This is a genomic window from Paraburkholderia sp. BL10I2N1, from assembly GCF_004361815.1.
Lineage (GTDB): Bacteria > Pseudomonadota > Gammaproteobacteria > Burkholderiales > Burkholderiaceae > Paraburkholderia.
The window spans coordinates 1,948,432-1,972,408 of record NZ_SNWA01000002.1; the positions used below are offsets into that span (position 1 = coordinate 1,948,432).

General features: G+C 62.4%; 21 protein-coding genes and 1 pseudogene. 12 read left to right on the forward strand and 10 right to left on the reverse strand.

The genetic code is table 11. The annotated features are described in order from the left end of the window. Positions 1-80 precede the first annotated feature (80 nt). Positions 81-347 carry a hypothetical protein gene (locus tag B0G77_RS30895; protein ID WP_133665676.1) on the forward strand — a complete coding sequence of 89 codons (267 nt, stop codon included), beginning with the start codon at positions 81-83 and terminating at the stop codon, positions 345-347. Positions 348-644: 297 nt separating this feature from the next. Here B0G77_RS30895 and B0G77_RS30900 read toward each other — a convergent pair whose 3' ends face one another. Next, on the reverse strand, positions 645-2,834 hold the full coding sequence (locus tag B0G77_RS30900; RefSeq protein ID WP_133665677.1) for a hybrid sensor histidine kinase/response regulator: 2,190 nt from the start codon (positions 2,832-2,834) through the stop codon (positions 645-647). Positions 2,835-3,249: 415 nt separating this feature from the next. Between B0G77_RS30900 and B0G77_RS30905 the strand changes: the two genes are divergently transcribed. From B0G77_RS30905 to B0G77_RS30915, 3 genes are all read left to right on the forward strand, one after another. Beyond that, positions 3,250-3,600, forward strand: a complete 351-nt coding sequence (locus B0G77_RS30905) for a nuclear transport factor 2 family protein (protein ID WP_133665678.1) — start codon at positions 3,250-3,252, stop codon at positions 3,598-3,600. Between the two features lie 271 nt (positions 3,601-3,871). Next, positions 3,872-6,061 (forward strand): hypothetical protein, encoded by a 2,190-nt coding sequence (locus B0G77_RS30910; RefSeq protein WP_133665679.1) that lies wholly within the window; start codon positions 3,872-3,874, stop codon positions 6,059-6,061. A gap of 97 nt (positions 6,062-6,158) precedes the next feature. After that, entirely contained in the window at positions 6,159-6,416 is a 258-nt protein-coding gene (locus B0G77_RS30915) for a hypothetical protein (RefSeq protein ID WP_133665680.1), read from the forward strand. Positions 6,417-6,483: 67 nt separating this feature from the next. On the opposite strand, the gene B0G77_RS30920 is transcribed toward B0G77_RS30915, so the two are convergent. The 5 genes from B0G77_RS30920 to B0G77_RS30940 form a co-directional block, all read right to left on the reverse strand. Continuing rightward, the gene (locus B0G77_RS30920; RefSeq protein WP_133665681.1) at positions 6,484-7,695 is read right to left on the reverse strand and encodes a crosslink repair DNA glycosylase YcaQ family protein; all 1,212 of its coding nucleotides are present in this window, start codon (positions 7,693-7,695) and stop codon (positions 6,484-6,486) included. Positions 7,696-8,019: 324 nt separating this feature from the next. After that, positions 8,020-9,744 (reverse strand): FAD-dependent oxidoreductase, encoded by a 1,725-nt coding sequence (locus B0G77_RS30925; RefSeq protein WP_133665682.1) that lies wholly within the window; start codon positions 9,742-9,744, stop codon positions 8,020-8,022. Positions 9,745-9,856: 112 nt separating this feature from the next. Beyond that, a complete protein-coding gene (locus B0G77_RS30930; protein ID WP_133665683.1) occupies positions 9,857-10,846 on the reverse strand; it encodes a DedA family protein/thiosulfate sulfurtransferase GlpE in 990 nt (329 codons plus the stop codon). Between the two features lie 293 nt (positions 10,847-11,139). After that, on the reverse strand, positions 11,140-11,385 hold the full coding sequence (locus tag B0G77_RS30935) for a hypothetical protein (protein WP_133665684.1): 246 nt from the start codon (positions 11,383-11,385) through the stop codon (positions 11,140-11,142). Between the two features lie 262 nt (positions 11,386-11,647). Then, positions 11,648-12,172, reverse strand: coding sequence for a DinB family protein (locus B0G77_RS30940; protein ID WP_133666951.1), 525 nt, complete (start codon positions 12,170-12,172; stop codon positions 11,648-11,650). A gap of 252 nt (positions 12,173-12,424) precedes the next feature. Between B0G77_RS30940 and B0G77_RS30945 the strand changes: the two genes are divergently transcribed. Next, positions 12,425-12,952 (forward strand): methylated-DNA--[protein]-cysteine S-methyltransferase, encoded by a 528-nt coding sequence (locus tag B0G77_RS30945; RefSeq protein ID WP_133665685.1) that lies wholly within the window; start codon positions 12,425-12,427, stop codon positions 12,950-12,952. Between the two features lie 261 nt (positions 12,953-13,213). Here B0G77_RS30945 and B0G77_RS30950 read toward each other — a convergent pair whose 3' ends face one another. Then, a complete protein-coding gene (locus tag B0G77_RS30950) occupies positions 13,214-14,842 on the reverse strand; it encodes a PAS domain-containing methyl-accepting chemotaxis protein (protein WP_133665686.1) in 1,629 nt (542 codons plus the stop codon). A 216-nt stretch (positions 14,843-15,058) separates the two neighbouring features. After that, positions 15,059-15,427 (reverse strand): hypothetical protein, encoded by a 369-nt coding sequence (locus tag B0G77_RS30955; protein WP_133665687.1) that lies wholly within the window; start codon positions 15,425-15,427, stop codon positions 15,059-15,061. Positions 15,428-15,817: 390 nt separating this feature from the next. On the opposite strand from B0G77_RS30955, the gene B0G77_RS30960 reads away from it, so the two are divergent. Together B0G77_RS30960 and B0G77_RS30965 are read left to right on the forward strand one after the other, a co-directional pair. Further along, on the forward strand, positions 15,818-16,531 hold the full coding sequence (locus B0G77_RS30960) for a response regulator (protein ID WP_133665688.1): 714 nt from the start codon (positions 15,818-15,820) through the stop codon (positions 16,529-16,531). 8 nt (positions 16,532-16,539) lie between these two features. Beyond that, positions 16,540-17,898, forward strand: a complete 1,359-nt coding sequence (locus B0G77_RS30965) for an ATP-binding protein (protein WP_243751282.1) — start codon at positions 16,540-16,542, stop codon at positions 17,896-17,898. Positions 17,899-18,005: 107 nt separating this feature from the next. Here B0G77_RS30965 and B0G77_RS44750 read toward each other — a convergent pair. Together B0G77_RS44750 and B0G77_RS30975 are read right to left on the reverse strand one after the other, a co-directional pair. After that, positions 18,006-18,533, reverse strand: a pseudogene (locus tag B0G77_RS44750) (molybdopterin cofactor-binding domain-containing protein); the annotation flags it as partial. Between the two features lies 1 nt (position 18,534). Further along, positions 18,535-18,978 carry a (2Fe-2S)-binding protein gene (locus B0G77_RS30975; protein ID WP_133665690.1) on the reverse strand — a complete coding sequence of 148 codons (444 nt, stop codon included), beginning with the start codon at positions 18,976-18,978 and terminating at the stop codon, positions 18,535-18,537. 368 nt (positions 18,979-19,346) lie between these two features. Between B0G77_RS30975 and B0G77_RS30980 the strand changes: the two genes are divergently transcribed. The 5 genes from B0G77_RS30980 to B0G77_RS31000 all read left to right on the forward strand — a co-directional run bounded on the left by B0G77_RS30980 (position 19,347) and on the right by B0G77_RS31000 (position 23,976). After that, positions 19,347-20,366 (forward strand): LacI family DNA-binding transcriptional regulator, encoded by a 1,020-nt coding sequence (locus tag B0G77_RS30980; RefSeq protein WP_208116523.1) that lies wholly within the window; start codon positions 19,347-19,349, stop codon positions 20,364-20,366. A 114-nt stretch (positions 20,367-20,480) separates the two neighbouring features. Further along, positions 20,481-21,812 carry an extracellular solute-binding protein gene (locus tag B0G77_RS30985; RefSeq protein ID WP_133665691.1) on the forward strand — a complete coding sequence of 444 codons (1,332 nt, stop codon included), beginning with the start codon at positions 20,481-20,483 and terminating at the stop codon, positions 21,810-21,812. A 66-nt stretch (positions 21,813-21,878) separates the two neighbouring features. Next, positions 21,879-22,835 carry a sugar ABC transporter permease gene (locus B0G77_RS30990; RefSeq protein WP_133665692.1) on the forward strand — a complete coding sequence of 319 codons (957 nt, stop codon included), beginning with the start codon at positions 21,879-21,881 and terminating at the stop codon, positions 22,833-22,835. Continuing rightward, the gene (locus tag B0G77_RS30995; RefSeq protein WP_133665693.1) at positions 22,832-23,785 is read left to right on the forward strand and encodes a carbohydrate ABC transporter permease; all 954 of its coding nucleotides are present in this window, start codon (positions 22,832-22,834) and stop codon (positions 23,783-23,785) included. Before B0G77_RS30990 ends, B0G77_RS30995 begins: the two co-directional genes overlap by 4 nt. Further along, a complete protein-coding gene (locus B0G77_RS31000; RefSeq protein ID WP_133665694.1) occupies positions 23,782-23,976 on the forward strand; it encodes a hypothetical protein in 195 nt (64 codons plus the stop codon). Before B0G77_RS30995 ends, B0G77_RS31000 begins: the two co-directional genes overlap by 4 nt. Position 23,977: the final 1 nt, after the last annotated feature.

Consider the following 23,977-nt stretch of genomic DNA (forward strand, 5'->3'; position numbering starts at 1 on the left):
CTGCGTGAGAATGGATACTGAACGCCACTGCTCGACGACATCGAGTAGCGCTCTCGCTCACGAGGGTCAACGACACGGAGATGCAACAGCGCCAACTTGCCCTGCGCATTGCCATCGTTGATATGCACGCGCATCAGTTGTTTACGGGCATAGAAGGTTCGGCGACGAATGGTGAGAGTTTTCGGGAGGTGACGCTGGAGCCTCGTGTTTTGCGTTTTCGGTGCGCACGTCGAGGCTCGAAAAACGTGATCGCGAGTGGCTTCGACTTCCTCACCGGTCCGTTCGGGCAATGGCAGGAACAGGCATTCGACAACGCTCTGCATTCACCCGGAGAGCCTTGTAGATAAAGGCTTGGCGAGGATCGATGCGATCGCGGCCGCGCCACACCTATCTGCCTGATGAACGATGCGAAGCTATCGCGAACGATGACGTCGAACGCCATTTTCAGTGCATTGGTCTGGACGGTCGCACTATCGCATGCGACACGATTCGCGCCCTTAGGTGAGATTTTTCGGGAGCGTGGGAACGGAATATAACGGACGGACTTCGTCTGTCCTTGCGCCAACAACAATCAATACTTTTTGCGCATAAAGACAACGCGTGAGAACGAGCCGCTGGCACGCCCGTTATCGTTCACGTCGCAGTCAAGGAGCGCATGCAACCAGCTCGCGCAGTTCATCGATATCGAACGGCTTCGCGAGAATCGGCACGCCAAGATGTTTCGCACGCTCGAGTTCGTCAGCGTAGCCCGTCATCAGTGCGATCCGTTGCGAGGGCCACGAACGTTGTACCGACTCGGCCAGATCGATGCCGCTCAGCCGGCCCGGCATCTGGATGTCCGACAACACCAGATCGAACGTATCGCCTTCGGCGAGGATCTCGAGGGCGGCGTCGGCGGTCAGTTCATGACGCACCTTGCAGCCGAATACTTCGAGGACGGCGGCGACACCCGCCGCGACCTCTTCGTTATCTTCGACCAGCAGCACCGAGCCCTGCGTCGCGTCGGCGTCGTCGAGCGTCGCTCTCGCCGGCGGCTCGACCGGCGCAACCTCTCCGTGATACCGAGGCAGATAGAGGCGCACCGTCGTGCCTCGCCCTGGCACGCTGTCGATGCGTGCCGTCCCGCCCGCCTGCTCGCACGCGGCCAGCACCTGCGCAAGTCCCAGGCCTGTGCCTGCGCCGCTCACCTTGGTCGTAAAGAGCGGTTCGAACGCTCGCTGCGCGACGCTTTCCGTCATGCCTTCGCCATCGTCGGACAACGACACCAGCACGTAGTCGCCGTCGGGCAGCATGGTATCGCTCGCGGTCAAACGCACGTTTTGACCGCGGATCACGAAGCGGCCACCGAGCGGCATCGCATCGCGCGCGTTCACGGCGATGTTGAGGATCGCGAATTCGAGTTCAGTCGCGTCGGCGAGCACAGGCCACAGATCGGGCACGACCTGCACACTCACGTGCACCTTATCGCCGACGGCCGTCTGAACCAGATTGGTTGTCGCCGGCAGCCAGCTGGCGAAGTCCACCGGTTCCTGCTTGAGCGGCTGCTTGCGCGCGACGCTCAACAGGCGCCGCGCCAGCGACTGTGCGCCAGCGGTCGCACGCTCGACCGCCACCACTTCCTTCTCCAGATCGTTGAAGCCTTTGCGACGCGCGAGCCCCATGTTCGTCGAGACGACCATCAGCAGATTATTGAAGTCATGAGCGACATTCGCGACGAGATTGCCCAGCGCGCCCATCCGGCGCAACTGGCGGCTCGACGCTTCCGCTGAAAGACGCATTGCCACTTCGGCTTGCCAGCGTTCCCAGGCGGCCTGTTCGGCTTTCAACTGACGCAGCGAGAACAGCACGAGTACGCAGAGTGCGATGCACGGCACGGAGGTGATGGCCGCGATCAGCAGGTAATGCTGCCACCACTGCGTGAAGAGCACGTTTGTCGAGTAGCCTGCCACGACGTAAAGCGGATAGTTGCCGACGCGCCGGAACGACAGCAGTCGCTCGACGCCATCGACCGTCGACGTCATGCGAATGCGGCCAAACAGCAGGTTGTCGTGCAGCGCTCGCGTGAAGGGCGTCTCTTCGACTGGCATGACGTCCAGTTTGCCGGCGGGATAACGCGAAAGGATGGCGCCGTCGCGCCGGTACAGGCCGATCGCCACCGACGGATTTTCGCTGACCAGATCGTGATAGAAGTCGAAGAAGTACTTGCGCTGCAACGCGATCGATACGACGCCGAGAAAGCGTCCGTCTGCGGCAGCGGTGCGTCCCATGTTGGTGGTGAACACATCCGCCTGGCCGTTCGCGCCGCGCATCGGCAGCGAGAAATACGGCTCAGGACGGATGGCGCGCGCGGACTGGAAGTCGTCGCGGTTGGCAATCGAAACCCGCGGCACGGGGAAATAGCGGCTGCTTGCCAGCAGATCGCCGTTTGCGCCGAACAGGGAGATCGCCGCGATTTGCGGAAAGTCGCCGCCGATCGCGCCAAGACGCCGGTGCACCCGTTCTTCCTGCGCGCGGATCTGCTGGTCGTCGCTATCGTTGAGCAGGTCGACGATTCGTGTCGCCATCTCGCTGTTCAGATCCAGCACCTTGATCGCGTGTTCCTGTGCCACCCGGACGAGCCGGTCGATGACGTCGTTCGCATCAGTCGTGCGGCGCTGGTAGTCGTAATAGCCATAGCCAATCAGACACACTAGCGGAATCAGCACGGCTGCCGCGAGGACGACCAGCAGAATGCGCCGCGTCTCGGCAAAGTTGCGCGATGGCAGGGGCAGGTCGAGTGGTGTGGACTCGGTGGGGCGCAAGCTCGCAGTCTCCGTTGGTAACCAGATAGACATCGTACCCGGTACGCGCCCTCGGGCCGCAATTCCCGGGTCGAGAGACAGCGATACGGACCGACAATGGTGAGAACATTCGGGAGCGCTGGCGAGGGCGTTTTGTATGAAAGGTGAGGATATTCGGGATCAGCAGATCGGTGATCGTGTCAACAGCTATAGCGTTGCTCAGGCCCAGCCGGCGGCTGCAAAGGAATTCTCTGCAGCGAGCTGGCATCGATCGCAGGCGGTGGTGTACCGTGCGTAAAGTCATTCATGTGAATCGGGAGTTTCCTCGATGGCACGCATCGGACATACCGCAATACTGGCGTCTGGCATATTGCTTGCCATGCTGTTTTCCGCTCCCGTGGTGAAAGCGCAATCGCAAACCTAGGCGAGCTGTCCGAGCCCTGCCGAAGCAGAGCAGAACCACCAGGTCGTGCTTACATTTCAGGAGCAGTTTTTCAATCAGCATGACCTGAGCGCCGCGGATCGCTACGTCGCCGAAAACTATGTGCAGCACAATCCGACGGTTGCGGACGGTCGCAAGGCGTTCAGCGAAACCTTCGCGAAAGTCTTCGACCGAAACCCGCAGGCGCATTCGCAGATCATCCGCTCCGCGGTCGATTGCGATCTGGTGTATGTCCATCTGCATTCCACAGCGAATCCAGCGGATCGTGGCCGCGCTATCGTGAACATCTATCGTGTCAAGGGCGGCAAGATCACCGAACACTGGGACGTCATCCAGGCGGTGCCGGAGCAGTCGGCGAACACGAATACGATGTTCTGAGCGAGCCTCGATAAAGGCGCGCATACGAAGCCAAGCTGTACCGGGTGTCGAGCGCGTCGGCCTGCATCACATCGACAAACGATTAACGCGATACGCATAAAGTCACTACCTGTACCCCCTTTTTCGTTTTTTTTTGCGAATTGTTTGCCGGGATTCTGTGCGAGCATAAAGACGCCGGGCTTTGCGTGGCTATCACGCATACGCCCTTGGCCAATAACAGGCTGATGGCATTCGATCAGCCAACGCTGCATCTCTCGCAAGGAATCTCGCCGTGAAAGTATCTTCCTTTCTCGCGGCGTCGGTACTGGTTTGGCAGTCTTTGCTGCCGGTGGCATCGCACGCGCAATCGCAACTGAATTACACGACCTCCTGGATCGGCAACAGCTTCGGCTTCGGCGACGGCAAATGGGTTCAGCAGGACGTCGAGGCGATCAGCGTCGCGCCCGACGGCACGGTCTACACCAATGCTCCATGGGACGAAAGCGGCAGTGAAATTGCCGCATACCGCAATGGCGACAAGCTTGCCGTCGCTGGATCGACGCACGGCTGGGGCAACACAGGTGGCGACGCGATCGCGACGAATCAGACGTACCTGTATGCGGCGATGTCGATCGGCAATGGGAAGAATGGACTCGTCGGGGCCGACTATCCGCCGAGAGACCAGACGTGGTTCGGCATCACGCGGCGCTCGCTCGCGAACATCGCTGCCGGCGTACCGTTCGCAGGCGGCATTGGCAACAGCGCGAACGCGACGAAGAACAGCTTCCTGCTGCTGAACGCAGTGCCGACCGGCACCGATGCGGGCATTCGCGGGCTCGCTGCAACCAGCACGGAACTGTACGTCGCCGATACCTACGGCAACCGGATCGTGGTGCTCGATGCCCAAACCATGCAGCCCTTGCGTTCGTGGAGCGTCACTTCGCCGGGTCGCATTGCGATCGATACCGATTCGACGCTGTGGGTGATACAGGGGCTGCGCTCGCCGGGCGGCATGGGCGTCGCGCATTACTCCGCGAACGGCGCGCTTCTGTCGGGCACGCTTGCGCTGCCTGCGTCGGCGATACCGACTGATGTTGCGATCGCGCCGTCCGGCCAGATCCTCGTGGCCGACAACGGACCGATGCAGCAAATCCTTGTCTTCAACAAGCTCGCAAGTGGGCAGACGCAGCAGGACGTATCGATCGGCACCCTCTCGGGCATCTTCCACGCAACAAAGGGCGAGACCGGGCCGATGCGGCTTAACGGCGTCACGGGCATCGGTTTCGACCAATCGAACAACCTGTACATCGCGCAGAACAACTTCGGCCCGCGTCCGTTCGGCTCGGGTTACACCGGCGACGGCACGGTGCTCGAAAGCTATGCGTTCGGTACGCGCTCGCTGAACTGGCATCTGCACGGTCTGACCTTCGTGGATAGCGCGGCGTTCGACCCCGGATCGCCAAGCGACGTCTATACCGGCTCGAAGCATTTCACGCTCGACTACAGCCGGCCGCCCGGGCAGGAATGGTCGTACAAGGCGTACACGATGAACCGCTTCGACTATCCGGACGATCCGTCGCTGCATCTGCCGCGTAACGTGCGCGGCTCGCCGATGTTGCGCAGGATCAACGGCAATCTGTATCTGTACACGCTCGACATGAATGCGCATTACCTCGCCGTCTATCGCTTCAATCCTGCAACCGATGGTGAGGTCGCGATTCCTTCCGGGCTGCTCGCGCAGAACCCGGTGCCGGGCGGCTGGCCCGCAGGTCAGCCGACTTACGGCGAATGGATGTGGCGCGACATCAATGGCGACGGTCACGTCGATGCGAGCGAGATCACCGGCAATCCGTCGACGGGCAGCACGGTCGGCAACGGCTTCTACTGGGTCGATACGCACGGCAACATCTGGCAGGCGACACCGGTTAGCGGCATTCGCGAGATGCCGCTGCAGGGCTTCGACCCGGTGGGCAACCCCATCTACCAGTATTCGGCGTCGAAGATGTTCCCGATGCCGCAACCGTTCACGCGTATCGCGCGCATCGTCTATATCGCCCGGACGGACACGATGTATATCTCCGGTTTCACAGCCGCCGTGCCGTGGGACAGTGCGCACTGGAAAGAAGCCGGCCCTGTGCTCGCGCGCTACGACAACTGGACGAGCGGCACGCCGTCGATGCAGTACGCGATCTCGCTGCCGTGGAGCACGCAGACTGCGCCTCAGGTCACGCCGGTGGGCGTCGCCGTGGCGGGCAACTACATTTTCGTCGCGGAACTCTATACGCCGAAGGTCGATGTCTATGACGCGCGCACAGGCCAGCCGGTCGGTTATATGACGCCCGGCGCGAACGTCGGCAACACGTCGGGCTGGGTCGACATCTATCTCGGCATCAGCGCGGTGCAGCGTGCGAACGGCGAGTATGTCGTGGCCCTGGAAGACGACGCACGCGCCAAAATCCTGATGTATCGATGGACGCCGTGACGTCGGTGCTGCGACGAATGGACGATCATCCGCGATCGGTATATAACAACATTACCGATCCGTTCAGCGGTCATTCAACAGGGAGCGAGTGTCCATCATGACGCGCGATGTGTCGAACAAACCGGAAACAGGCGAACGGCCTGACCTGGAACACCTGGACGCGGCCGTCAGTCACGTCGATCAGCTGGTGTCATCGGGAAATATCGCGGCCGGCGCCGCGAAGGGCATCCTTTACAGCCTGATCGAAACGCTGGGTACGCTCGTCGGCGATCCCGACCTGCCAGCGCATGCGCGCTCCGGCTACGAAGGGCTGCTCGAAACCGCTCGCGAACTGCGGGCCAAACTCGAACATTAGCCGTCCCTTCGGGCGCCAGCCTGCAGTGGCTCGCTGCGGCGAGTTGTCTGGCTTGCGTCCGTGTGCCTCATCCGGCAGCGCTGAATGCAGCCAGCACATCCTTCGGCGCCGACGTAATCTGCAATTCCGGCGTGCCGTGCCAGTCAGCGCAGCGCTGAAGCGCGCGCCGCAGGTCCGCGATCAGGCGCACGCTCAGCCGCACGTTGGGTTCGAGATGGAACGATTTGAGTTCGAAGATGCCGCTCGCCCGATGAGCCTTTGCATCGACTCTGCCGACCAGTTTCCCGCGACTCAGCAGCGGCAGCACGAAGTAGCCATACTTGCGCTTCGCGGCAGGCGTATAGCACTCGATCGCGTAGTCGAAGTCGAATAGCGCGGCCACGCGTTTGCGATCCCAGACAACGGGATCGAACGGCGACAGCACCGTCGTGACAGTCGACGCGAGCTGCCCGTTGCTGGCGTCGTCGATCATCGGTGCGAACTCGCGGTGCACGAACGTGTCCTGTTTCCATCCTTCCACGCGTACCTGTTCCAGTTTGCCTTCGTCCGCGAGTGCGTGCAGCGCGTCCGCATACGGCCGGCGCGGCAGCCGGTAGTAATCCGCGACCCAGTCGGCGCGCGCAATGCCGAGCGCGCGGCAGGTGCGCCGCAGCAGTTCACGCGAAGCAGCCTCGACCGGTTGCAGATCGCGCGCGTCGTCCCAGCCAGGCAGCACGCGTTCAGTCACGTCGTAGATACGATGAAAGTTCTGGCGCGCGGCCACCATCAACTGCCCCGTGGCGAACAGCACCTCAAGATGACGCTTTTCCGGTTTCCAGTCCCACCAGCCGTTGCCTTTGCCGCCTTCGCGCGCAAAATCCGCTGCGCGCACCGGGCCATTCAGGCGGATATGGTCGAGCAGGTTGTCGATGTCCACGCGATGGCGCGCATGCCAGTCGGCAGCGTATTTCCAGCCCATGCCGCCCGGATCGAGCATCCGGTGACGCAGCAACCCGTAGTCCTCGATCGGCACGAAGCAGGCTTCGTGCGACCAGTACTCAAACAGCTTGCCCTCGGCGAGATGGGCGTCAAGCCATTGCGGATCGTACGCGCCGAGCCGGCTGAACAGCACGAGATAGGGGCTGCGCGCGACCACGTGGATCGTGTCGATCTGCAACTGCGCCATGCGGCGGATCGCAACCAGGACGTCGTCTTTCATCGCCTTGCGGCGCGGTGGAACGAGCAGGCCCTGGGCGGCCAGATGAAGGGTGCGGGCAGCGGAGAGCGGGACGATCTTCACGTGGCGGCGGTCGGCATCGTGACGTCAGTGGGTGGGTGCGTCATGAGCCGGCGGAGGCTTGCCGATTGCCACGCAGAACAGCCGTTACTGTAGCCCGAACATGAGAAGAGGGTGGATGCCGGTCGCGTGATCTGCGCCGGCGCAGGCGTTCCGTGCGAGATGAAATCAGCGGTCACGCCCATGATGATCCAGAGCAATCGAAAGCTGTCGATTGGCTGACCGGATTATTACAAAACAGAAAGCATGACGGGTGCAAACAAAACGTCGTGTGTGTAACAGCAGGTAAATCGCCTCAGGCGGCACGCCCCGGCACGACGAAGGGCTTCACGCCCCCAGCGCCACGGCCTCGCCTGCGGCAACCGCGAGCATTTGATGAATCTGCGCCACCACAGCTGCGCCTTCGCCGACAGCCGCAGCCACGCGCTTGGTCGATCCTGCACGCGCATCGCCGATGGCGTAGACGCCTTCGACGGTCGTCGCCAGGTCGCAGCCCGATCCGGCACCGAGACCGGTTAGCACGAAGCCCTTCTGATCCAGTTGGACACCGCATGTACGAAGCCATTCGGTATTCGGATCGGCGCCGGTAAAGAGGAACAGATGGCGCGTGTCGAAACGACTGGTGCCGTCCGGCAGCGGCGACTTCAGGATGACGGAGGCGAGTCCGCTTTCGTCGGCTTCGAGCCGGCCGATTTCCGAGCGCGGATGGATGGTGACGTTCGGCAGCGACTCGATGCGGTCGATCAGGTAGCGCGACATCGTCGATTCGAACCCGCTCTTGCGGATCAGCACATGGACATGCTTGGCGTGCGTCGCCAAATAGACGATGCCCTGACCGGCCGAATTGCCGCCTCCGACCAGCACGATTTCTTCGTGCTTGCACAGTTTCGCCTCGACGGGCGATGCCCAGTAGTACACGCCGCGTCCGTCAAACCGTTCGAGGCCTTCGAGTGCCGGCCGACGATACACCGCGCCGGTCGCAATCACGACCGTGCGCGACAGCACGCTGCCGCCGCAAGTCAGGGCGAGCCGATGCGGTCGTTCTTCGCAGTGCAGCGTCTTGACCTTCACCGGAATCGCCACGTGCGCGCCGAACTTCTGCGCCTGTACGAACGCGCGGCCTGCGAGCGCCTGACCGGAGATGCCGGTTGGAAAGCCGAGATAGTTTTCGATGCGCGAGCTGGCGCCTGCCTGGCCGCCCGGAGCGCGGCTGTCGAGCACAATCACCGACAGCCCTTCCGAGGCTGCGTACACGGCAGTCGCGAGCCCAGCCGGCCCGGCGCCGACGATTGCCACGTCGTACACGTGCGACGAGTCGAGATCGGGCAGGAGGCCGAGGCAGGTGGCGAGTTCGGGATCGCTCGGGTGATACAGCACGGAGCCGTCGGGACAGATCACGAGCGGCAGGTCTTCGTGACTTGCTGCGAACTGCTCGATGAGCCGAAGCGCGTCTTCGTCGCGGTCGTCGATGACCATGTGCGGATGGCCGTTGCGCGAAAGAAATCCTTGCAGGGAAACGAGCCGCGCGTCATTGCGCTTTCCAACGAGAATCGGGCCACCGGCCCCTTTCTCGATCAGCGACACGCGACGCAGGATCAACGCCCGCATGATGCGCTCGCCGAGTTCGGCATCCGCGACGATCAGTGCGCGCAGCCGTTCGGGCGGGATCAGCAGCGACTCGACCGGCGCGGTCGCCGTGCCGTTGACCAGCGCAGGCCGTCCCGACAACTGTCCGACTTCGGCGAGGAAATGCCCCGGGCCATGTTCGGCAATGAACAGCTCGCGTCCGAGGCCGTCACGCTGGGTCAACCTGACTGAACCCGTCAGTATCACGAACATGCCGGGGCCGACCTCGCCGGTGCGGAACAGCAGGTCGCCCGTGTTCCACTGGTGAATCGAGCCGAAACGGCGCAGGCGGTTGATTTCCTCGCCGGTGAGATGCGGGAACATCTGATGGTGCCGGGTGTTCAAGTTCGAGAATGGCGCTTCGGCGACGACGGTTGGCCGCTCAGGCGTCACCTCTTGTCCTTCAATGTCCTGAATCGCAAGCATCAAACGGCTCCTTGCTTTTTCCATATGACGGGGGGCGAGCGCTCGTTTGACCCGCAACGGGCCAAAGCGCGCAAAACGGGCCCAAACGGGCGCAAAACGAGCGCGAGGGGTGCTACACAGCCTTCGGCGCGACGCCCACGTCGACATCGCGCGCGGCTTCGACCTCCAGCGGCTCCAGCTGATGACCGGCGTCGCGCCACGCGTCAAGCCCGCCGCGCAGCGGAACGACGTCGGAGAAGCCAGCTTCGCTCATCTGCTTCGCCATCCACGCGGCCGAAATCTCGTTCGGGCACGAGCAATAGATTACGACCTTCTGGTCGTGGGGATACTTCGCAATGATCTGGTCGAGCTGACGCTCATCGGCAGCCACCGAGCCCGGGATCACGAACGGATCGAGCTTGCGCTTTTCGTCCGAGCGGATGTCGAACACCACGGGCGTTTCGTTCTTGGCGATCAGGTGGTCGAGTTCGTCGACATCGATGCGCGCGGTCGCGAGCTTCTTGATCAACTGACGCCGGCGGAACCAGCGATACGAGCAATACAGCAGCAACAGCACGCCGACGACCACGGCGGTCATCCGTCCGAGCCGGCCTGCACCGGCAAGCAGCATATCGATCTGCGACGCGAACAGGGCGCCGAGAATCAGTCCGAGACCCGACCACAATGCAGCGCCGATGCTGTCGTAGCTGAGGAACGTGCGATACGACACCCCCATTGCACCGGCCATCGGCACGGAGACGATCGACAGCCCCGGCACGAACTTCGCCACCGCCAGCACGCGCACGCCCCAGCGGCCGAAAAAGCGCTCGGTCTTTTTTACACAGGTATCGCGCGACAGCGACAGCTTGCAGATCGTCTTCAGCGTGTCGCCGCCGTAGATGCGGCCGGCCAGATACCACAAACTGTCGCCAATCAGCACCGCAAAGATCGACAGCACCAGCACCGGCAGCAGCTGCACGCCGATCGATCCCGGATGCAGCGCCGCCATCGCCCCAAACAGGACGAGCGTAGGCATGGCGGGCACCGGCAGCCCAACTGACGACGCGAGCACGTTGGCGAACACCAGCCAGGGCCCATATTGTTCGACGAGGTCATGTAGCATCGGCTTACTTCCACGGCCATTCTGGCCAGAACTGAAGGCAACAAAAAGATTATGGACGCATTTTCCAGACGTGCAAGCGCGCCCGAATGTGACGTGCAGCCGAACTGGACCGGATCAGGAGACGACGGGAGAGAAGCAGGTGAAGCGCGGCGTGCGGAATGGATTATCCGGCTAGCCGGTTAAACGCGACATGCAGGAAAAGCAACAGAAGCTTGCAGACGTGAGCAGCAAACAAGGCGGCATTCATGCAACCAATGCCGCCTTTGGTAAAACCGGGTTGCGCCGTGTGACAGTTAGCGGTTGTGCTGCTCTCCAGGCAGCTCGGCGCCGTGGGCGCGAATGGCCGCGATCAGCTCCGCAGGGGTTATTTCGTAACGCACTTCGCGATGAATGCCCGGCTTGCGTTCATCGACCTCGACCAGAAGAATGCCTTTGCCGTCTTCTGTCGATTCGAGGCGCAGCGAGCGGAGTTCGCGCGCCGTTGCGTCGTCGTACTCGGTGAGCAGGGCCATTGACCCGGAAGACCCGGTAATGCGCATCGACGTTGTCCTCGTTCCGTTGTTGAGAAATCATTGTACGGGCTGACCGGCACTTCGTCTGTCGTGCAGCGCTCACACTCCGGCATCTTGCGATGCCCGCGGCGAGGCTGACCGGAACGAGGCGCGCGATCTGCCGCGGCTTTATCAGAGCCAGTTTAACGCGACTCCCCGGATCGCCGGCTGCCTTTTTGCGTGCCCAGCCGCGGTGCACGCGCGCGCCGCGGGTTTTAGGCCAATGTCACGGCGATGTCGTTTGGCTGTGTCAGTGCGGCTGCGTCAGTGCCGGGTCCGGCGGATCGCGTTCGCGCGAGGGCGCGTCGAACCGCAGGAAGAACTCGTCGAGCTGGGGCGGCGCGACCGGAGTGCCGGCGAGCATCGCGTGCACCTGGCCGCGGTGGTGGATCTGGTGCACGAAGAGATGCGGCAATACCGCGCCTGTCGTCTCGCGCGTCACGCCGATGCCGGGGCCACGGTCGATGCGGACCTCTCGTTGCAAGGTGTCGTCGTCGAGTGCGTCGCAGAAGGCGATCAGCTGGCGATCGCTTTCCTGCTGCGCCGGCCACAGGTCGGCGGCGCGCGGATAGGGCAGTTCGTTGTCGAAGATGGCGAGGCCTGCGCCGCCGTCCACGAGGGCGTCGATGTAATACCTGTCCACCAGCAGGATGTGATTCAGCGTCAATTGCAGCGACGGAAAGAAGCTCACGCGCCTCGCCGCGAAGGCCTCGTCGGATAGCGCGAGACACGCGCGATAAAGACGTGCATTCGACCATGCATTGTTGCGTGCCATGTCGGCATGATGGCGGGCGAGTAGCGAGACAGTTGGGCTCACGTCGGCCTCCGTTGAATGCGTTGCAGATGGGTTGCCCGGTGGGTGCGCGGCTCGCGTCGCCGCGCCGGTCGACGCAAGCGTAGCACCGATTTTTTGGCGCGATGCGACGTGGCGCGCTGCGTTTCGCAGGTTGCTGCGCTAGAGTGAAGGTCGATTGACGGCAGCGAGACTGCATTGCATGGAAGCGCTGCCAGAACCTGCGAGTGCCTGATGAAATACTGCACACTGATTCCGAGTCCGTTGGGCGAAATCCTTCTGCGCGCCGAGGACGACGCCCTGACTGGCCTGTTCTTCGTTGGTCAAAAGTATTGCCCGCAGGAGCGCATCGACGAAAGGCGCGACGACGCGTCAGGCATGCCGCGTCTGTTGCGTCAGACGCAGGAAGAGCTTGCCGAATACTTCGCGGGGGAGCGCCAGCATTTCTCGGTCAACGTGCGCACGACAGGCACACCGTTCCAGCAACGCGTCTGGAGCGAGCTCGTGAAGATTCCCTATGGACAGATCGAGAGCTACGGTGGACTCGCTGAGCGCCTCGGCTTCGATGCGGGTAGTGCTCGAGCGGTCGGGGCAGCGAACGGGCGCAATCCGGTATCGATCATCGTGCCGTGCCATCGCGTGCTGTCGGGCACAGGCGATCTGACCGGTTACGCGGCCGGTATCGAGCGCAAACAGGCGCTGCTTGCGCTCGAGCGCCCTGGCATGAGGTCGGCGACACAACTGAGTTTGCTCGATGCCTGATCGCCGGCATTGACCATCGGCGTTGTCGGGGGAAAAGAGACATGCGCGAAAAAGCGGACAACAGCAAGGACACGGCACACGCAGGCAAAAAAATAGCCCGTCCATAAACGGGCGGGCCGCTAAAACGCCGTTGTTACTCGGGTCAGCCAGCCCGCACAGACTGGGCGCTGACGGGATTCATCGTGACCCGTTGTCCCTGTCTTGTCGAGGTGGTACTAACGCCGATCTATCAGATCAATGTGTCTTCTTCGACGTGTCCGTTCAACTGTTTGTGGTGGCGCGCGGGGTGGATGCCACATGCGCAGCCGATGCCGCGCGCGGTGCCGGCGCGGCATGCGCGACCGTGAAAAGCCGCACGGCCTCGTCGAGCACGTCAGCCTGTTCGGCGAGACGTTGCGCGGTGGCGGCAGCCTGTTCGACGAGCGTCGCGTTTTGCTGTGTGGCGCCGTCGAGATGGGACACCGCCTGATTGACCTGGCGAATCCCTTCCGCCTGTTCACCGCTTGCGTTCGCGACCTCGACGATGATCGACGATACGCGGCTCACGGCTTCGTCGATTACGCGCATCTGCGCGGTCGTGCGCGCGACGAGTTGCGTGCCCTGCGCAATTTCCGTGACGTTGGCATCGACCACGGTCTTGATCTCTTTCGATGACGCCGCGCAACGTTGCGCGAGCATCCTCACCTCCTGGGCGACGACAGCGAATGAGCGTCCTGCTTCGCCGGCGCGTGCCGCTTCCACAGCGGCGTTCAGCGCGAGGATATTGGTCTGGAACGCGATGCCGTCGATCACGCCGGTGATGTCCGCAATCCGCTTCGACGCGTCCTGGATGCCGGTCATGGTCTGCTCCATCTGGCCAGCGATATTGCCGCCGACTGCCGCGGCCGCCTGCGCCTCCTTCGCGAGATCGAGCGCGCGCACGCTGGCGTCCGCATTGGCCTGCACGGTCGTCGTGAGTTCTTCCATCGTGGCGGCGGTCTCTTCGAGCGACGCAGCCTGCAATTCCGTGCGACGCGCGAGGTCGACATTGCCGCTGGAGATTTCGCGCGCGGCGCCGAGCATGCCGTCGATCTGCGAGCGCACGTCGTACACGATCGCCGCGAGATTCGCCTTCAACTGGTTGAGCGCGTGCAGCACGTCGCCGAGATCGTCCTGACGCGCGACGAAGAGATCCGCGGTGAGATCGCCGGCCGCCATGCGGGTCGAGAACGTCGACATCTCGCGAAGCGGCGCGCCCAGATGGCGGGCGAGCAACTGCCACGAGACGACGCTAAAGAGCGCGGTGACGCCGAACGCGACCCAGAACGGCACGGGCGGCAGGCCTTGCCACGCGACAGCGCCGGCGACCAGCATCGCGAGCGGTGCGGCAGCGTAGCCCATGGCGGTGCGGGTCGCGACCGGCAGACGCATGGCCGCGTGCAGCTTGCCGATCAGGCCGGCGCGCACCACCGAGCCGCGCAACAACCGGTACGAACCGGCGTTGCCCGCGCGCAGCTTTGCATAGAGCGCGTCGGCCTTGCGGACTTCATCGCGTCCCGGCTTCACGCGCACGCTCAGATAGCCGACCACGGTGCCTTTGTCGACCACGGGCGTCACGCTCGCGTGCACCCAGTAGTGGTCGCCGTTCTTGCGCCGGTTCTTGACGAGCGCCGACCACGGACGGCCCGAACGGATCGTCGTCCACATGTCGGCGAAGGCTTCGCGAGGCATGTCGGGATGACGGATCAGATTGTGCGGCTGACCGGTCAGCTCCTCCCGGGTGTAACCGGAGACCGCGATGAACGCAGGATTGCAGTACTGGATGCGGCCGGTGAGGTCGGTCGCGGAGACGAGCATCTGTGACGACGGGAATTCGAATTCCTGCTGCGTGACGGGCTGGTTGTTGCGCATTGATTTCCTTGCTGTAGCGGGATGCGCACACGGCGCAATCCAGACGTGCTGTCACTTCTTAACGGCATTGACCCCGAGCACTTGAGGGTTTCCTGGTAAACCGCTCAGGTAAATGCCCGTCGGAGCCGTTAATGCAGGGTTGCCGTGCGTCAGTTCGCCGCAGCTGTCGAAATCGACCGTGTTGACGTCCGATACCCGGCGTGACGTCGCTTGCCCTTAATGCGGCATGGCAACCATCGTCGGCTGCGCGTAGGTGACGTTTGCGGCGGGCACGACGGCGTAAGCCGGTTGTGCGCGCACGACTGTGTAGCCGGCGGGCACGAGCACGGGCATCGGTACGGGCGCGGCCATGGGCGTCGAAGTCGGCTTCGGTGCCGGCCCCGGAACGGTTACCACTGGCGTAACCGGCACTACGTAGGTCGGTTGCGGCGGCGCGTAGTAATAGACCGGCCGCGGCGGAGGCGGCATGTAGATGGCGACGGGCATGGGGTGCGTGACAAATACGACCGTGCGCGAAAACGCGGCCGATGAGAAGGCAAGGGTGGCTGCCGCGACAGCCGACATACTGATCAGACGAATGTTCATGTTCACTTTCAGACTCCGGATTCATTGACTGGCGGTATGCGCCTTCGCTTTGGCGAGGCGCTCCGCCGGTGGGCTCACAGCGTGTTGCCGCTGGAGCGATCTGTTCGGACGCTTGTGGCGTCGACGGAGTGAACGATACGCAACGGCGCGTCGAAAGTGGAGCGACAAGTTATTTCATTTGATGTCGCGTGTTTTGACGCGCGACGTCGGGTTGATTGTCTGCCGTCGTCGAGGCGGCGCGCCTGTGTTTGCGGCCTATCATGATGAAATCGTTCGCGTTCAATTCTGGTGTCGTGCCGCTCCGGCACGCCGGGTGCCGCGCCGCGCACGACGCCGCGGCGGACAGGAGACGGCAGGCCAGAATCGATCAGGCATGGAAGGAGCCCGCACATGGATCGACCAGAAAAGATCATCGTGCTCGACGACGAGGCCGAATTGCGCAACATGCTGCAGCGCTTTCTCACTGGGCAGGGTTTCGAGGTGCGCGTCGCGGCCGACGGCAAGCGGCTCGACCGCTATCTGTTGCGCGAGCCGTTCGACCTGCTGGTGCTGGATTTGATGATGGAACCGGAAGACGGACTTTCGGTGTGCCGCCGGCTGCGCGCCGAAGGCCAGACCTTGCCGATCCTGATGCTCACTGCGAAAGGCGATCCGGTCGACAAGGTCGTCGGCCTCGAAACCGGTGCCGACGACTATCTCGCGAAGCCGTTCTTGCCGCGCGAACTCGTGGCACGCATCCGCGCGCTGTTGCGCCGGCAGAAGATGGCAGCGGGCGAGCCGACCGTCACATCGAACAAGGTTCGCTTTGGCGATTTCTGTCTGGATGTCCGCAAGCAGATGCTCACGCGGGCGGGCGACCCCATCGAGATTCATTCGGCGCAGATGCTCTTGCTGCATGCGCTCGGGTCATCGCCGAACCGGCCTGTGAGCCGCGACAACCTGATCGTGCGCACGCGTGGCCGCGATCACGATGCGCTCGATCGCAGCATCGACGTGCAGGTGCTCAGGCTGCGCCAGATCGTCGAAGACGATCCGTCGAAGCCGCGTTTCATCAAGACTGTGTGGGGAGTCGGCTACATGCTGATAGCGGATATCGAGCTATGAGGCGGCGCATGCTTCCGCGTTCGCTGCTCGCGCGCAACATCGCGCTGCTGGTTGCGCTCGTCGCGTTGACTCTGGTGTGTTCGTTAGGCGTGCTGTTGCACTACATACAGCGTCCGCGCATCGAACGCGCGGCGGAGGTCTTTGCCGACTATGTGATGACGCTCGACCGAATCCTCGCGCCCATGCCGGCCGACGTGGGCCATGCGGTTGCGGCGCGGCTGGACGGTCAGCCGGAGCCGCCCGCGAACGCGGCGACCCGACCGCCACCCAGTCTGCTTAACCTGTACCGCACGTACCAGCGCGACGTATTCCTCGAAGAACTGCGCAAGCATCTTCCCGCCGACATGCCCGTGCGCTGGCAGACGGCGGACGGGCAACGCCTGTGGATGCGCGTGCACGTCGCGGGCACGCCCTGGTGGATCGCGTTGTCGATGAACGAAGATGCGCAGACGAGCGGCATGACGACGGCGATTGCGCTGTCGCTCGGCCTTGCGCTGCTGGCGGCGCTGACGGGCTATCTGATCCAGCAGCGCATCAACCGCCCGTTGCAGGAACTCGCGAGGGCCGCGCGGCACGTGAGCGCCGGCGAGGCGCCTGTGACGCTGCCCACTGATGGTCCGACCGAAATCGCGCAGGTCAGTACGGCCTTCAACCAGATGACGGAGGCGCTGCAGCAGGCCGAAGCGACGCGCGCGCTGATGCTGGCGGGCGTTTCGCATGACATCCGCACGCCGCTGACCAAGCTGCGGCTTGCGATGGCGATGGCCATCCCGCCTGGCGGAGACGACTCGTTTGTCGCATCGGCGGAAGGCTATCTCGACCAGATCGACACGATCCTCCAGCAGTTCATGGACTACGCCGGCAGCGGCGAGCGCGAAGTCGCCCAGCCGGGCGACCTCAACGCACTGATCGGTCAGCTAGCCGCGGATTTCGCAGGACTGGGGCATGAGTTCGAACTGTCGCTCGGCGATATGCCGGTGTTCGCGTTTCGTCCGATCGCCATGATGCGGCTGTTGATGAACCTGATGCAGAACGCAGTCGTGTATGGCCGCGCGGGGCTCGCGGTGCGCACGTGGACTGAGGCGGAGGTGGCGCACGTGGCGATCGGCGACCGCGGCAAGGGGATTGCCGCGGAAGAGCTCGAGCAACTGAAAGCGCCGTTCAGCCGAGGCCGGAACGCACGCGGACATTCGGGCGGCACCGGGCTCGGGCTGGCGATCGTCGAGCGCATTGCGCGCCTTCATGGCGGGACGTTGCAGTTCCGGCCGCGTGAAGGCGGCGGGCTCGAGGCACATATCGCTTTGCCGCTTGCGGGTAAGCCAGTGAAACAGGCGCAGGCCGCCAGCCGTTCGGGCGGCCTTCGATAGCGTGTTACGCCAGTCTGCTGTCGATCAGCATACCGACGCGCTTCGCAGCGGCTTCCAGCAGGGGGATCGTTGCGTGGACGATATAGGGCGTGTGATAGTCGGCTTTCACCGTAGCTCAATGAACGTCCCGTCGGCGTATGGGTGACACGACCGTTCGACGTCACGCACTGCGTGCCGCGCACTTTTAGCCGTCGTGCCGCGACTGTGATGAAGGCTTCACGTGCCTGTGCGCCCGCCAGTCGAAGACGCGTGTAGAACATCGTCACGGACATCGACGCACCGACGAACTGCTGCGGCGGTTCGTTTGCTGCGTCGATGCGGTAGGCGTCGCGGCCGGTGACGAATTCGACCATTACCTGCCGCCAGTCTGCATCCATCTCGTCTGCCAGCACCTGAGGCAGTCCTGTATAGACGCCTTGACCGACTTCGGCCTGCGACAGGCCGATGATCGTACGGCCATCCGGGTCGATGCGAACCCAGTCGTTGATCTCGTAGTAACTGCCAGCCGATTCCACTGCATGCGCAACTTCACTGATCGCGAGCGGCAAAACGGAACTGCCGGCAAGGGCGAGACCACCCTTCAAAAACCGCCGCCGGCTGCCGGAGATCGTGTCCGCACGCTCCGGCCGCGACACGTCAAAGGTCGGCAGCGGCATGGATGGCCTCGCGGATACGGTGATAGGTGGCGCAGCGGCAAAGATTGGTGACCGAGCGGTCGATCTCTTCGTCAGTGGGCTTCCTGTTCTGCGCAAGCAGCGCGGACACGGCCATGATCATGCCGGACTGGCAGTAGCCGCATTGCGGCACGTCTTTAGCGATCCATGCGCGCTGCACCGGATGCGAGCGATCGTGCGACAACGCCTCGATCGTCGTCACCGACTTGCCCGCTACGCTGCCCACGGGCATGACGCACGAGCGCACCGCGTCGCCTTCGAGATGAACCGTGCAGGCGCCGCACGCACCGATGCCGCAGCCGTACTTGGTGCCCGTCAGCTTCGCGGTATCGCGAATCACCCACAACAGCGGCGTATCTGGATCGCCATCGAACTCGAAGCGCTTACCGTTCAGATCGAATTGCATTGAATGTCCCCTGGAAGAACGATCGGCCTGCATCGTTCGTCGCGTGAACCATGCAAGGATCGGGGGAGATTCTCGATGTCGAAAAAGGCACTAGCAATGGCCGCAACGCCCAAAAAAGGCACCGATCGTCCCGCTCAGGGTTTCCCCCACGTTTTACACAACGCGGCTCTATAAGGGCATTTTTCCCGCGGCGCACCATCCTCTGCTTTAAGCGTTTTCAGCATAACTGTGACGGCTCTTGCTCAACGGTGCGTCATTGATGCTGTCAAAAATGATGCGTTTATCGCTGCAAAAAAGCTTGCATTTTCCGCAGAAAAAACTACCTTGATTAAACAAAATAGCTTCTGGCTCGGCACCGGAGGAGACACATGCCGGCTACACGTATGATGATTGCGCGTCGTGCGGGCGTTAGCGTGGCCACGGTCGATCGTGTGCTGCGCGACGACCAGGCCGTGCGTCCGGAAACGGCAGAGCGTGTTCATTTCGCGTTGGCGGCCCTGCGCGACGAACGCGCAAGCCGGGGTCGCCCCGCCAAAGTCACTACGTTTCGCGTGGCCTTCGTTCTCCCTCAGGTCAATTCGCGGTTCCTCGATCACGTTGAGCGCGATATCGCGCTGTCCGCCAGCTTCTTTCGCGAGCACCGCATCATTCCGTCGTTCTACCGCTGCGATTTTTCCAGTCAACGCGACACTGTTGCGTTCGCAGAACAGGTGATCGATTACGACGCGCTGGTGCTCGTGCCGCTCGACTACCCCTGGGTGCAACGCCTCATCGAGGATATGAGCGATGCAGGCGTGCCCGTGGTCACGGTGTTCTCCGATCTGCCTGGAAGTCGCCGTGCTGCATATGTCGGCGTCGATAACCGGATTGCCGGACGCACCGCCGGACTGTTGATGGGTCGCTTTCTCGGCTCTCGGATCGGCACGGTGGCGGTGCTATCGGCGTCGTCGCGCCTGCACGATCAACTGGAACGACGCACCGGCTTTTCGCAGGTACTGGAAGAGGACTTTCGCAACCTGCGCTGGATTGCCGAGCCGGACTTCGCTGAAGACGACGATGGCGCAGGGCTCGCGGTGCAGGGCCTTCTCGCACGTCACGCGGATCTGGTCGGCGTCTATGCGACGGGTGGCGGCATCTCCGGCATCGCGACGGCATTGCAGGAATCTGGCGACAAGGCGCACTTCGTTCTGATCGGTCACGAATGCACCGCGGAGACCCACGCGCAGTTGTCCGAGCGCGCCATCGACGTAATCCTCGATCAGGATGTGCGCGGCATTGTTCACTGGGCCGGCGTTGCCGCCATCAATTTTCTTAACGACGTGCGTGGCGCGCTCGCCATTCCGACGCCGGAAACCCGAATCTATCTTCGTGAGAATGCGCATGCCTGAAGCTCGCGATCCGCGGACTGCTTTCTGAATCCGTTGGAGCCGAAACACAGCGCCCGGCGCATGGACGCTGATTGACGTCAGGTTGGAGACCCAAGAGAGACAAGGAGAAGACATATGTTACGTCTTACGTCAGTAAGGGTGATTGCGGCGGCCATCCTATCGCTAGGACTCGGCATCGCAACGGGCGCGCATGCGCAGGGCAAGCAGTTGACACTGTGTTGGGCGGCCTGGGACCCGGCCAACGCACTAGTCGAACTGTCGAAGGATTTCACGGCAAAAACCGGCATCAAGATGAAGTTCGAGTTCGTCCCGTGGACAAGCTACGCCGACCGCTTCATTAACGAACTCAATTCGCACGGCAAGCTCTGTGATCTGATCATCGGCGACAGCCAGTGGATCGGCGGCGCGGCGGTGAACGGTCACTACGTCAAGCTCAACGATTTCTTCGCGAAGAACAAGATATCCATGGACGACTTCGTGCCCGCGACGGTCGTCGGTTATTCTGAGTGGCCGAAGAACACGCCGAACTATTGGGCGTTGCCGGCAATGGCCGATGCGGTCGGCTGGACCTATCGCAAGGACTGGTTCGCTCGGCCGGAGCTGCGCGCCGAGTTCAAGCAGAAATATCACCGCGAACTCGAACCGCCGACCACCCTGGATGAACTCAAGCAGACCGCCGAGTTCTTCCAGAGACGCAAGATCGACGGCAAGACGGTGTACGGCGCCTATATCTTTACTGAACGCGGTTCGGAAGGGATCACGATGGGCGTGACGAATGCGCTCTACAACTTCGGTTTCGAATACGAGGACCCGAAAAAGCCGTATCACCTTGACGGCTTCGTGAACTCGCCTGGGTCGATCAAGGGCCTCGAGTACTACAAGGCTCTCTACAAGTGCTGTACGGCGCCGGGCATGACGAACGCGTACATGCAGGAAGGGCTCGATGCATTCAAGTCTGGCCAGGTCGCCATGCAGATGAACTGGTTTGCGTTCTTCCCAGGACTCTACAAGGACCCGAATGTCGGTGGCGACAAGATCGGCTTCTTCGTGAATCCGCGTGAGAGCAAGCAGTTCACGCAGCTGGGTGGACAGGGCATCTCGGTTGTGTCGTACTCGGACCACAAGGAAGACGCGCTTGAATACATCAAGTGGTTCGCGCAGCCCGACGTGCAGAAGAAGTGGTGGCAGTTAGGCGGTTATTCGGCGGCGAAGTCCGTGGTCGACGCGCCGGACTTCCCGCAGAGCGCACCCTTTGCCCCCGCGTTCCTGAAGTCGATGGCGATCGTCAAGGACTTCTGGGCCGAGCCCGCCTATGCCGAACTTCTGCTCGACATGCAGAAGCGCGTGCATGACTACGTGGTGGCCGACAAGGGTAGCGCCAAGGAAGCGCTCGATCTGCTGGTTAAGGACTGGGACAAGGTCTTCAAGGCCGAGGGCAAGTACTAGCGCGGTTCTGGACTGAATCGGCGACGCTCGGCCAGATCGTCGCTGGTTCGCTTAGAGGAGTCGGGCATGTTGGCAAACAAGCCTTTTCCACCGCAAGGTCTTGAGTCCCGCGCATCAGGACGCGTTGCGATGCGGCTGCGCGGGCTGTCGGACAGGACCATCGCGTGGCTGTTCATTCTTCCGACCATCCTGCTGCTGCTCGCGATCAACATCTTTCCCTTGATCTGGGCGCTGCGGCTGTCGTTCACGAATTTCAAGTCGAATATGCCGAGCGTGCCGGCGCGTTTCGTCGGCATCGACAACTACGTCGATATCCTGACCGACGAAGACATCTGGTACGCGATGCAGGTCACCGCGCGCTTCGTGTTCTGGTCGGTGGGGCTGGAGGTGCTGCTTGGTTTCGGCCTCGCGTTGCTGATCAACCGGCAATTTCGCGGCCATAGTTTCTGGACCACGTTGATCCTGCTGCCGATGATGCTGTCGCCGGCGGTAGTCGGCAACTTCTGGACTTTTCTGCTGCAACCGCAAACGGGTCTTTTCAACGACATCGTGAGTTTCTTCACCGGCATCCCGCCCGGTTCGTTCCAGATGATCGGCGACGTGGCGCTCGCACCATGGACGATCGTGATGGTCGACACGTGGATGTGGACGCCTTATGTGATGCTCATCTGCCTCGCCGGGCTGCGCTCGATTCCGGACTATATCTATGAGGCCGCCGAAGTGGATCGGGCGACCCCGTGGCGTCAGTTCTGGTCGATCACGCTGCCGATGACGCTGCCGTTCCTGATGCTGGCAGTGCTCTTTCGCGGCATCGAAAATTTCAAGATGTTCGACATGGTGAACCTGTTGACTTCGGGCGGACCGGGGTCGGTGACCGAAACCGTGTCGATCACGCTCAAGCGTGCTGCGTTCGAAAAATGGCAGACCGGTTATTCGTCGGCGCTCGCGATCATCCTGTTTGTCACTGTTTTCGGCGCTGCGAACATTTACGTCAAGGCGCTCAACCGGGTGAAACAGCGATGAGACCGACCACCTCCCAACACTCCGTGGTGGCGGCGTCGCCGCGCGGCAAGCGGTTTGCGGCAGTCGTCGTCATCAGCTATGCACTGATTGCCACGTTGCCGATGGTGTGGATCATTCTGACGAGCTTCAAGACCCAGGAAGACGCCATCGCCTATCCGCCCGTCGTGCTGTTTCAGCCGTCGCTGGAAGGCTACGTCAATCTCTTCACGATCCGCTCGCGCCAGACGCCGGAGTTCATCGCAAGTCTGCCGCCGGCACAGACCTGGTATGAGCGCGATGTGCGCAAGCGCAATATGGTGATCGCCGGGCCGTCAAAGGTGCTGCCGCGTTTCGTGAATTCTCTTGTGATCGGTTTCGGCTCGACCTTTCTGGCGGTGTTTCTCGGTACGCTGGCCGCCTATGCGTTCTCGCGTTTCAGGGTGCCGCTAGCCGACGACCTGCTGTTCTTCATCCTGTCGACGCGGATGATGCCGCCAATAGCGGTCGCGATTCCGATCTACCTGATGTACCGCGCGTTAGGACTTAGCGACAGCTATCCAGGCATGATCGTGCTGTACACGGCGGTTAATGTGTCGCTGGCGGTCTGGCTGCTCAAGGGCTTCATGGACGAGATCCCACGCGAATACGAAGAAGCGGCACTGGTCGACGGCTATACGCGCTTGCAGGCCTTCGTCAAGGTGGTGCTGCCGCAGGCAATCACCGGCATCGCGGCCACGGCGATTTTCTGCCTGATCTTTGCATGGAACGAATATGCATTTGCGTCGCTGCTGACAAGCGGCGATGCGCAGACGATGCCGCCTTTCATCCCGTTCATCATCGGTGAAGGCGGGCAGGATTGGCCAGCGGTCGCCGCCGCCACGACGCTGTTCGTGCTGCCGATCCTCTTCTTCACCGTCGTGCTGCGCAGGCATCTGCTGCGCGGCATCACCTTTGGAGCGGTGCGCAAATGAAACGAGAAACTGCTCGGTTGCGTGGGCGTCTGCTGCGTCGCGGCTATAGCGAAGGCGCGTCGACCGTGCTGATCGGCGTCGGCGTGGCGATGCTCGTGCAGCCGTTTTCGCTCGCGCTCTTCACCTGGTCGTTTCCGGTCATTCTGGCGGGAGCGCTTGCGTTCGTCGTCACCAGCCATTTTCCTGACTGAG

What these genes read in the sequence shown, in the direction of transcription:
- B0G77_RS30980 (WP_208116523.1), top strand. Translation starts at nt 19,347, where the DNA reads ATGCCGGCTACACGTATGATGATTGCGCGTCGTGCGGGCGTTAGCGTG.
- B0G77_RS30945 (WP_133665685.1), top strand. Translation starts at nt 12,425, where the DNA reads ATGAAATACTGCACACTGATTCCGAGTCCGTTGGGCGAAATCCTTCTG.
- B0G77_RS30900 (WP_133665677.1), bottom strand. Translation starts at nt 2,834, where the DNA reads ATGTCTATCTGGTTACCAACGGAGACTGCGAGCTTGCGCCCCACCGAG.
- B0G77_RS30915 (WP_133665680.1), top strand. Translation starts at nt 6,159, where the DNA reads ATGACGCGCGATGTGTCGAACAAACCGGAAACAGGCGAACGGCCTGAC.
- B0G77_RS30960 (WP_133665688.1), top strand. Translation starts at nt 15,818, where the DNA reads ATGGATCGACCAGAAAAGATCATCGTGCTCGACGACGAGGCCGAATTG.
- B0G77_RS30925 (WP_133665682.1), bottom strand. Translation starts at nt 9,744, where the DNA reads ATGCTTGCGATTCAGGACATTGAAGGACAAGAGGTGACGCCTGAGCGG.
- B0G77_RS30950 (WP_133665686.1), bottom strand. Translation starts at nt 14,842, where the DNA reads ATGCGCAACAACCAGCCCGTCACGCAGCAGGAATTCGAATTCCCGTCG.
- B0G77_RS30990 (WP_133665692.1), top strand. Translation starts at nt 21,879, where the DNA reads ATGTTGGCAAACAAGCCTTTTCCACCGCAAGGTCTTGAGTCCCGCGCA.
- B0G77_RS31000 (WP_133665694.1), top strand. Translation starts at nt 23,782, where the DNA reads ATGAAACGAGAAACTGCTCGGTTGCGTGGGCGTCTGCTGCGTCGCGGC.
- B0G77_RS30985 (WP_133665691.1), top strand. Translation starts at nt 20,481, where the DNA reads ATGTTACGTCTTACGTCAGTAAGGGTGATTGCGGCGGCCATCCTATCG.
- B0G77_RS30930 (WP_133665683.1), bottom strand. Translation starts at nt 10,846, where the DNA reads ATGCTACATGACCTCGTCGAACAATATGGGCCCTGGCTGGTGTTCGCC.
- B0G77_RS30955 (WP_133665687.1), bottom strand. Translation starts at nt 15,427, where the DNA reads ATGAACATTCGTCTGATCAGTATGTCGGCTGTCGCGGCAGCCACCCTT.
- B0G77_RS30895 (WP_133665676.1), top strand. Translation starts at nt 81, where the DNA reads ATGCAACAGCGCCAACTTGCCCTGCGCATTGCCATCGTTGATATGCAC.
- B0G77_RS30975 (WP_133665690.1), bottom strand. Translation starts at nt 18,978, where the DNA reads ATGCAATTCGATCTGAACGGTAAGCGCTTCGAGTTCGATGGCGATCCA.
- B0G77_RS30940 (WP_133666951.1), bottom strand. Translation starts at nt 12,172, where the DNA reads ATGGCACGCAACAATGCATGGTCGAATGCACGTCTTTATCGCGCGTGT.
- B0G77_RS30935 (WP_133665684.1), bottom strand. Translation starts at nt 11,385, where the DNA reads ATGCGCATTACCGGGTCTTCCGGGTCAATGGCCCTGCTCACCGAGTAC.
- B0G77_RS30995 (WP_133665693.1), top strand. Translation starts at nt 22,832, where the DNA reads ATGAGACCGACCACCTCCCAACACTCCGTGGTGGCGGCGTCGCCGCGC.
- B0G77_RS30965 (WP_243751282.1), top strand. Translation starts at nt 16,540, where the DNA reads ATGCTTCCGCGTTCGCTGCTCGCGCGCAACATCGCGCTGCTGGTTGCG.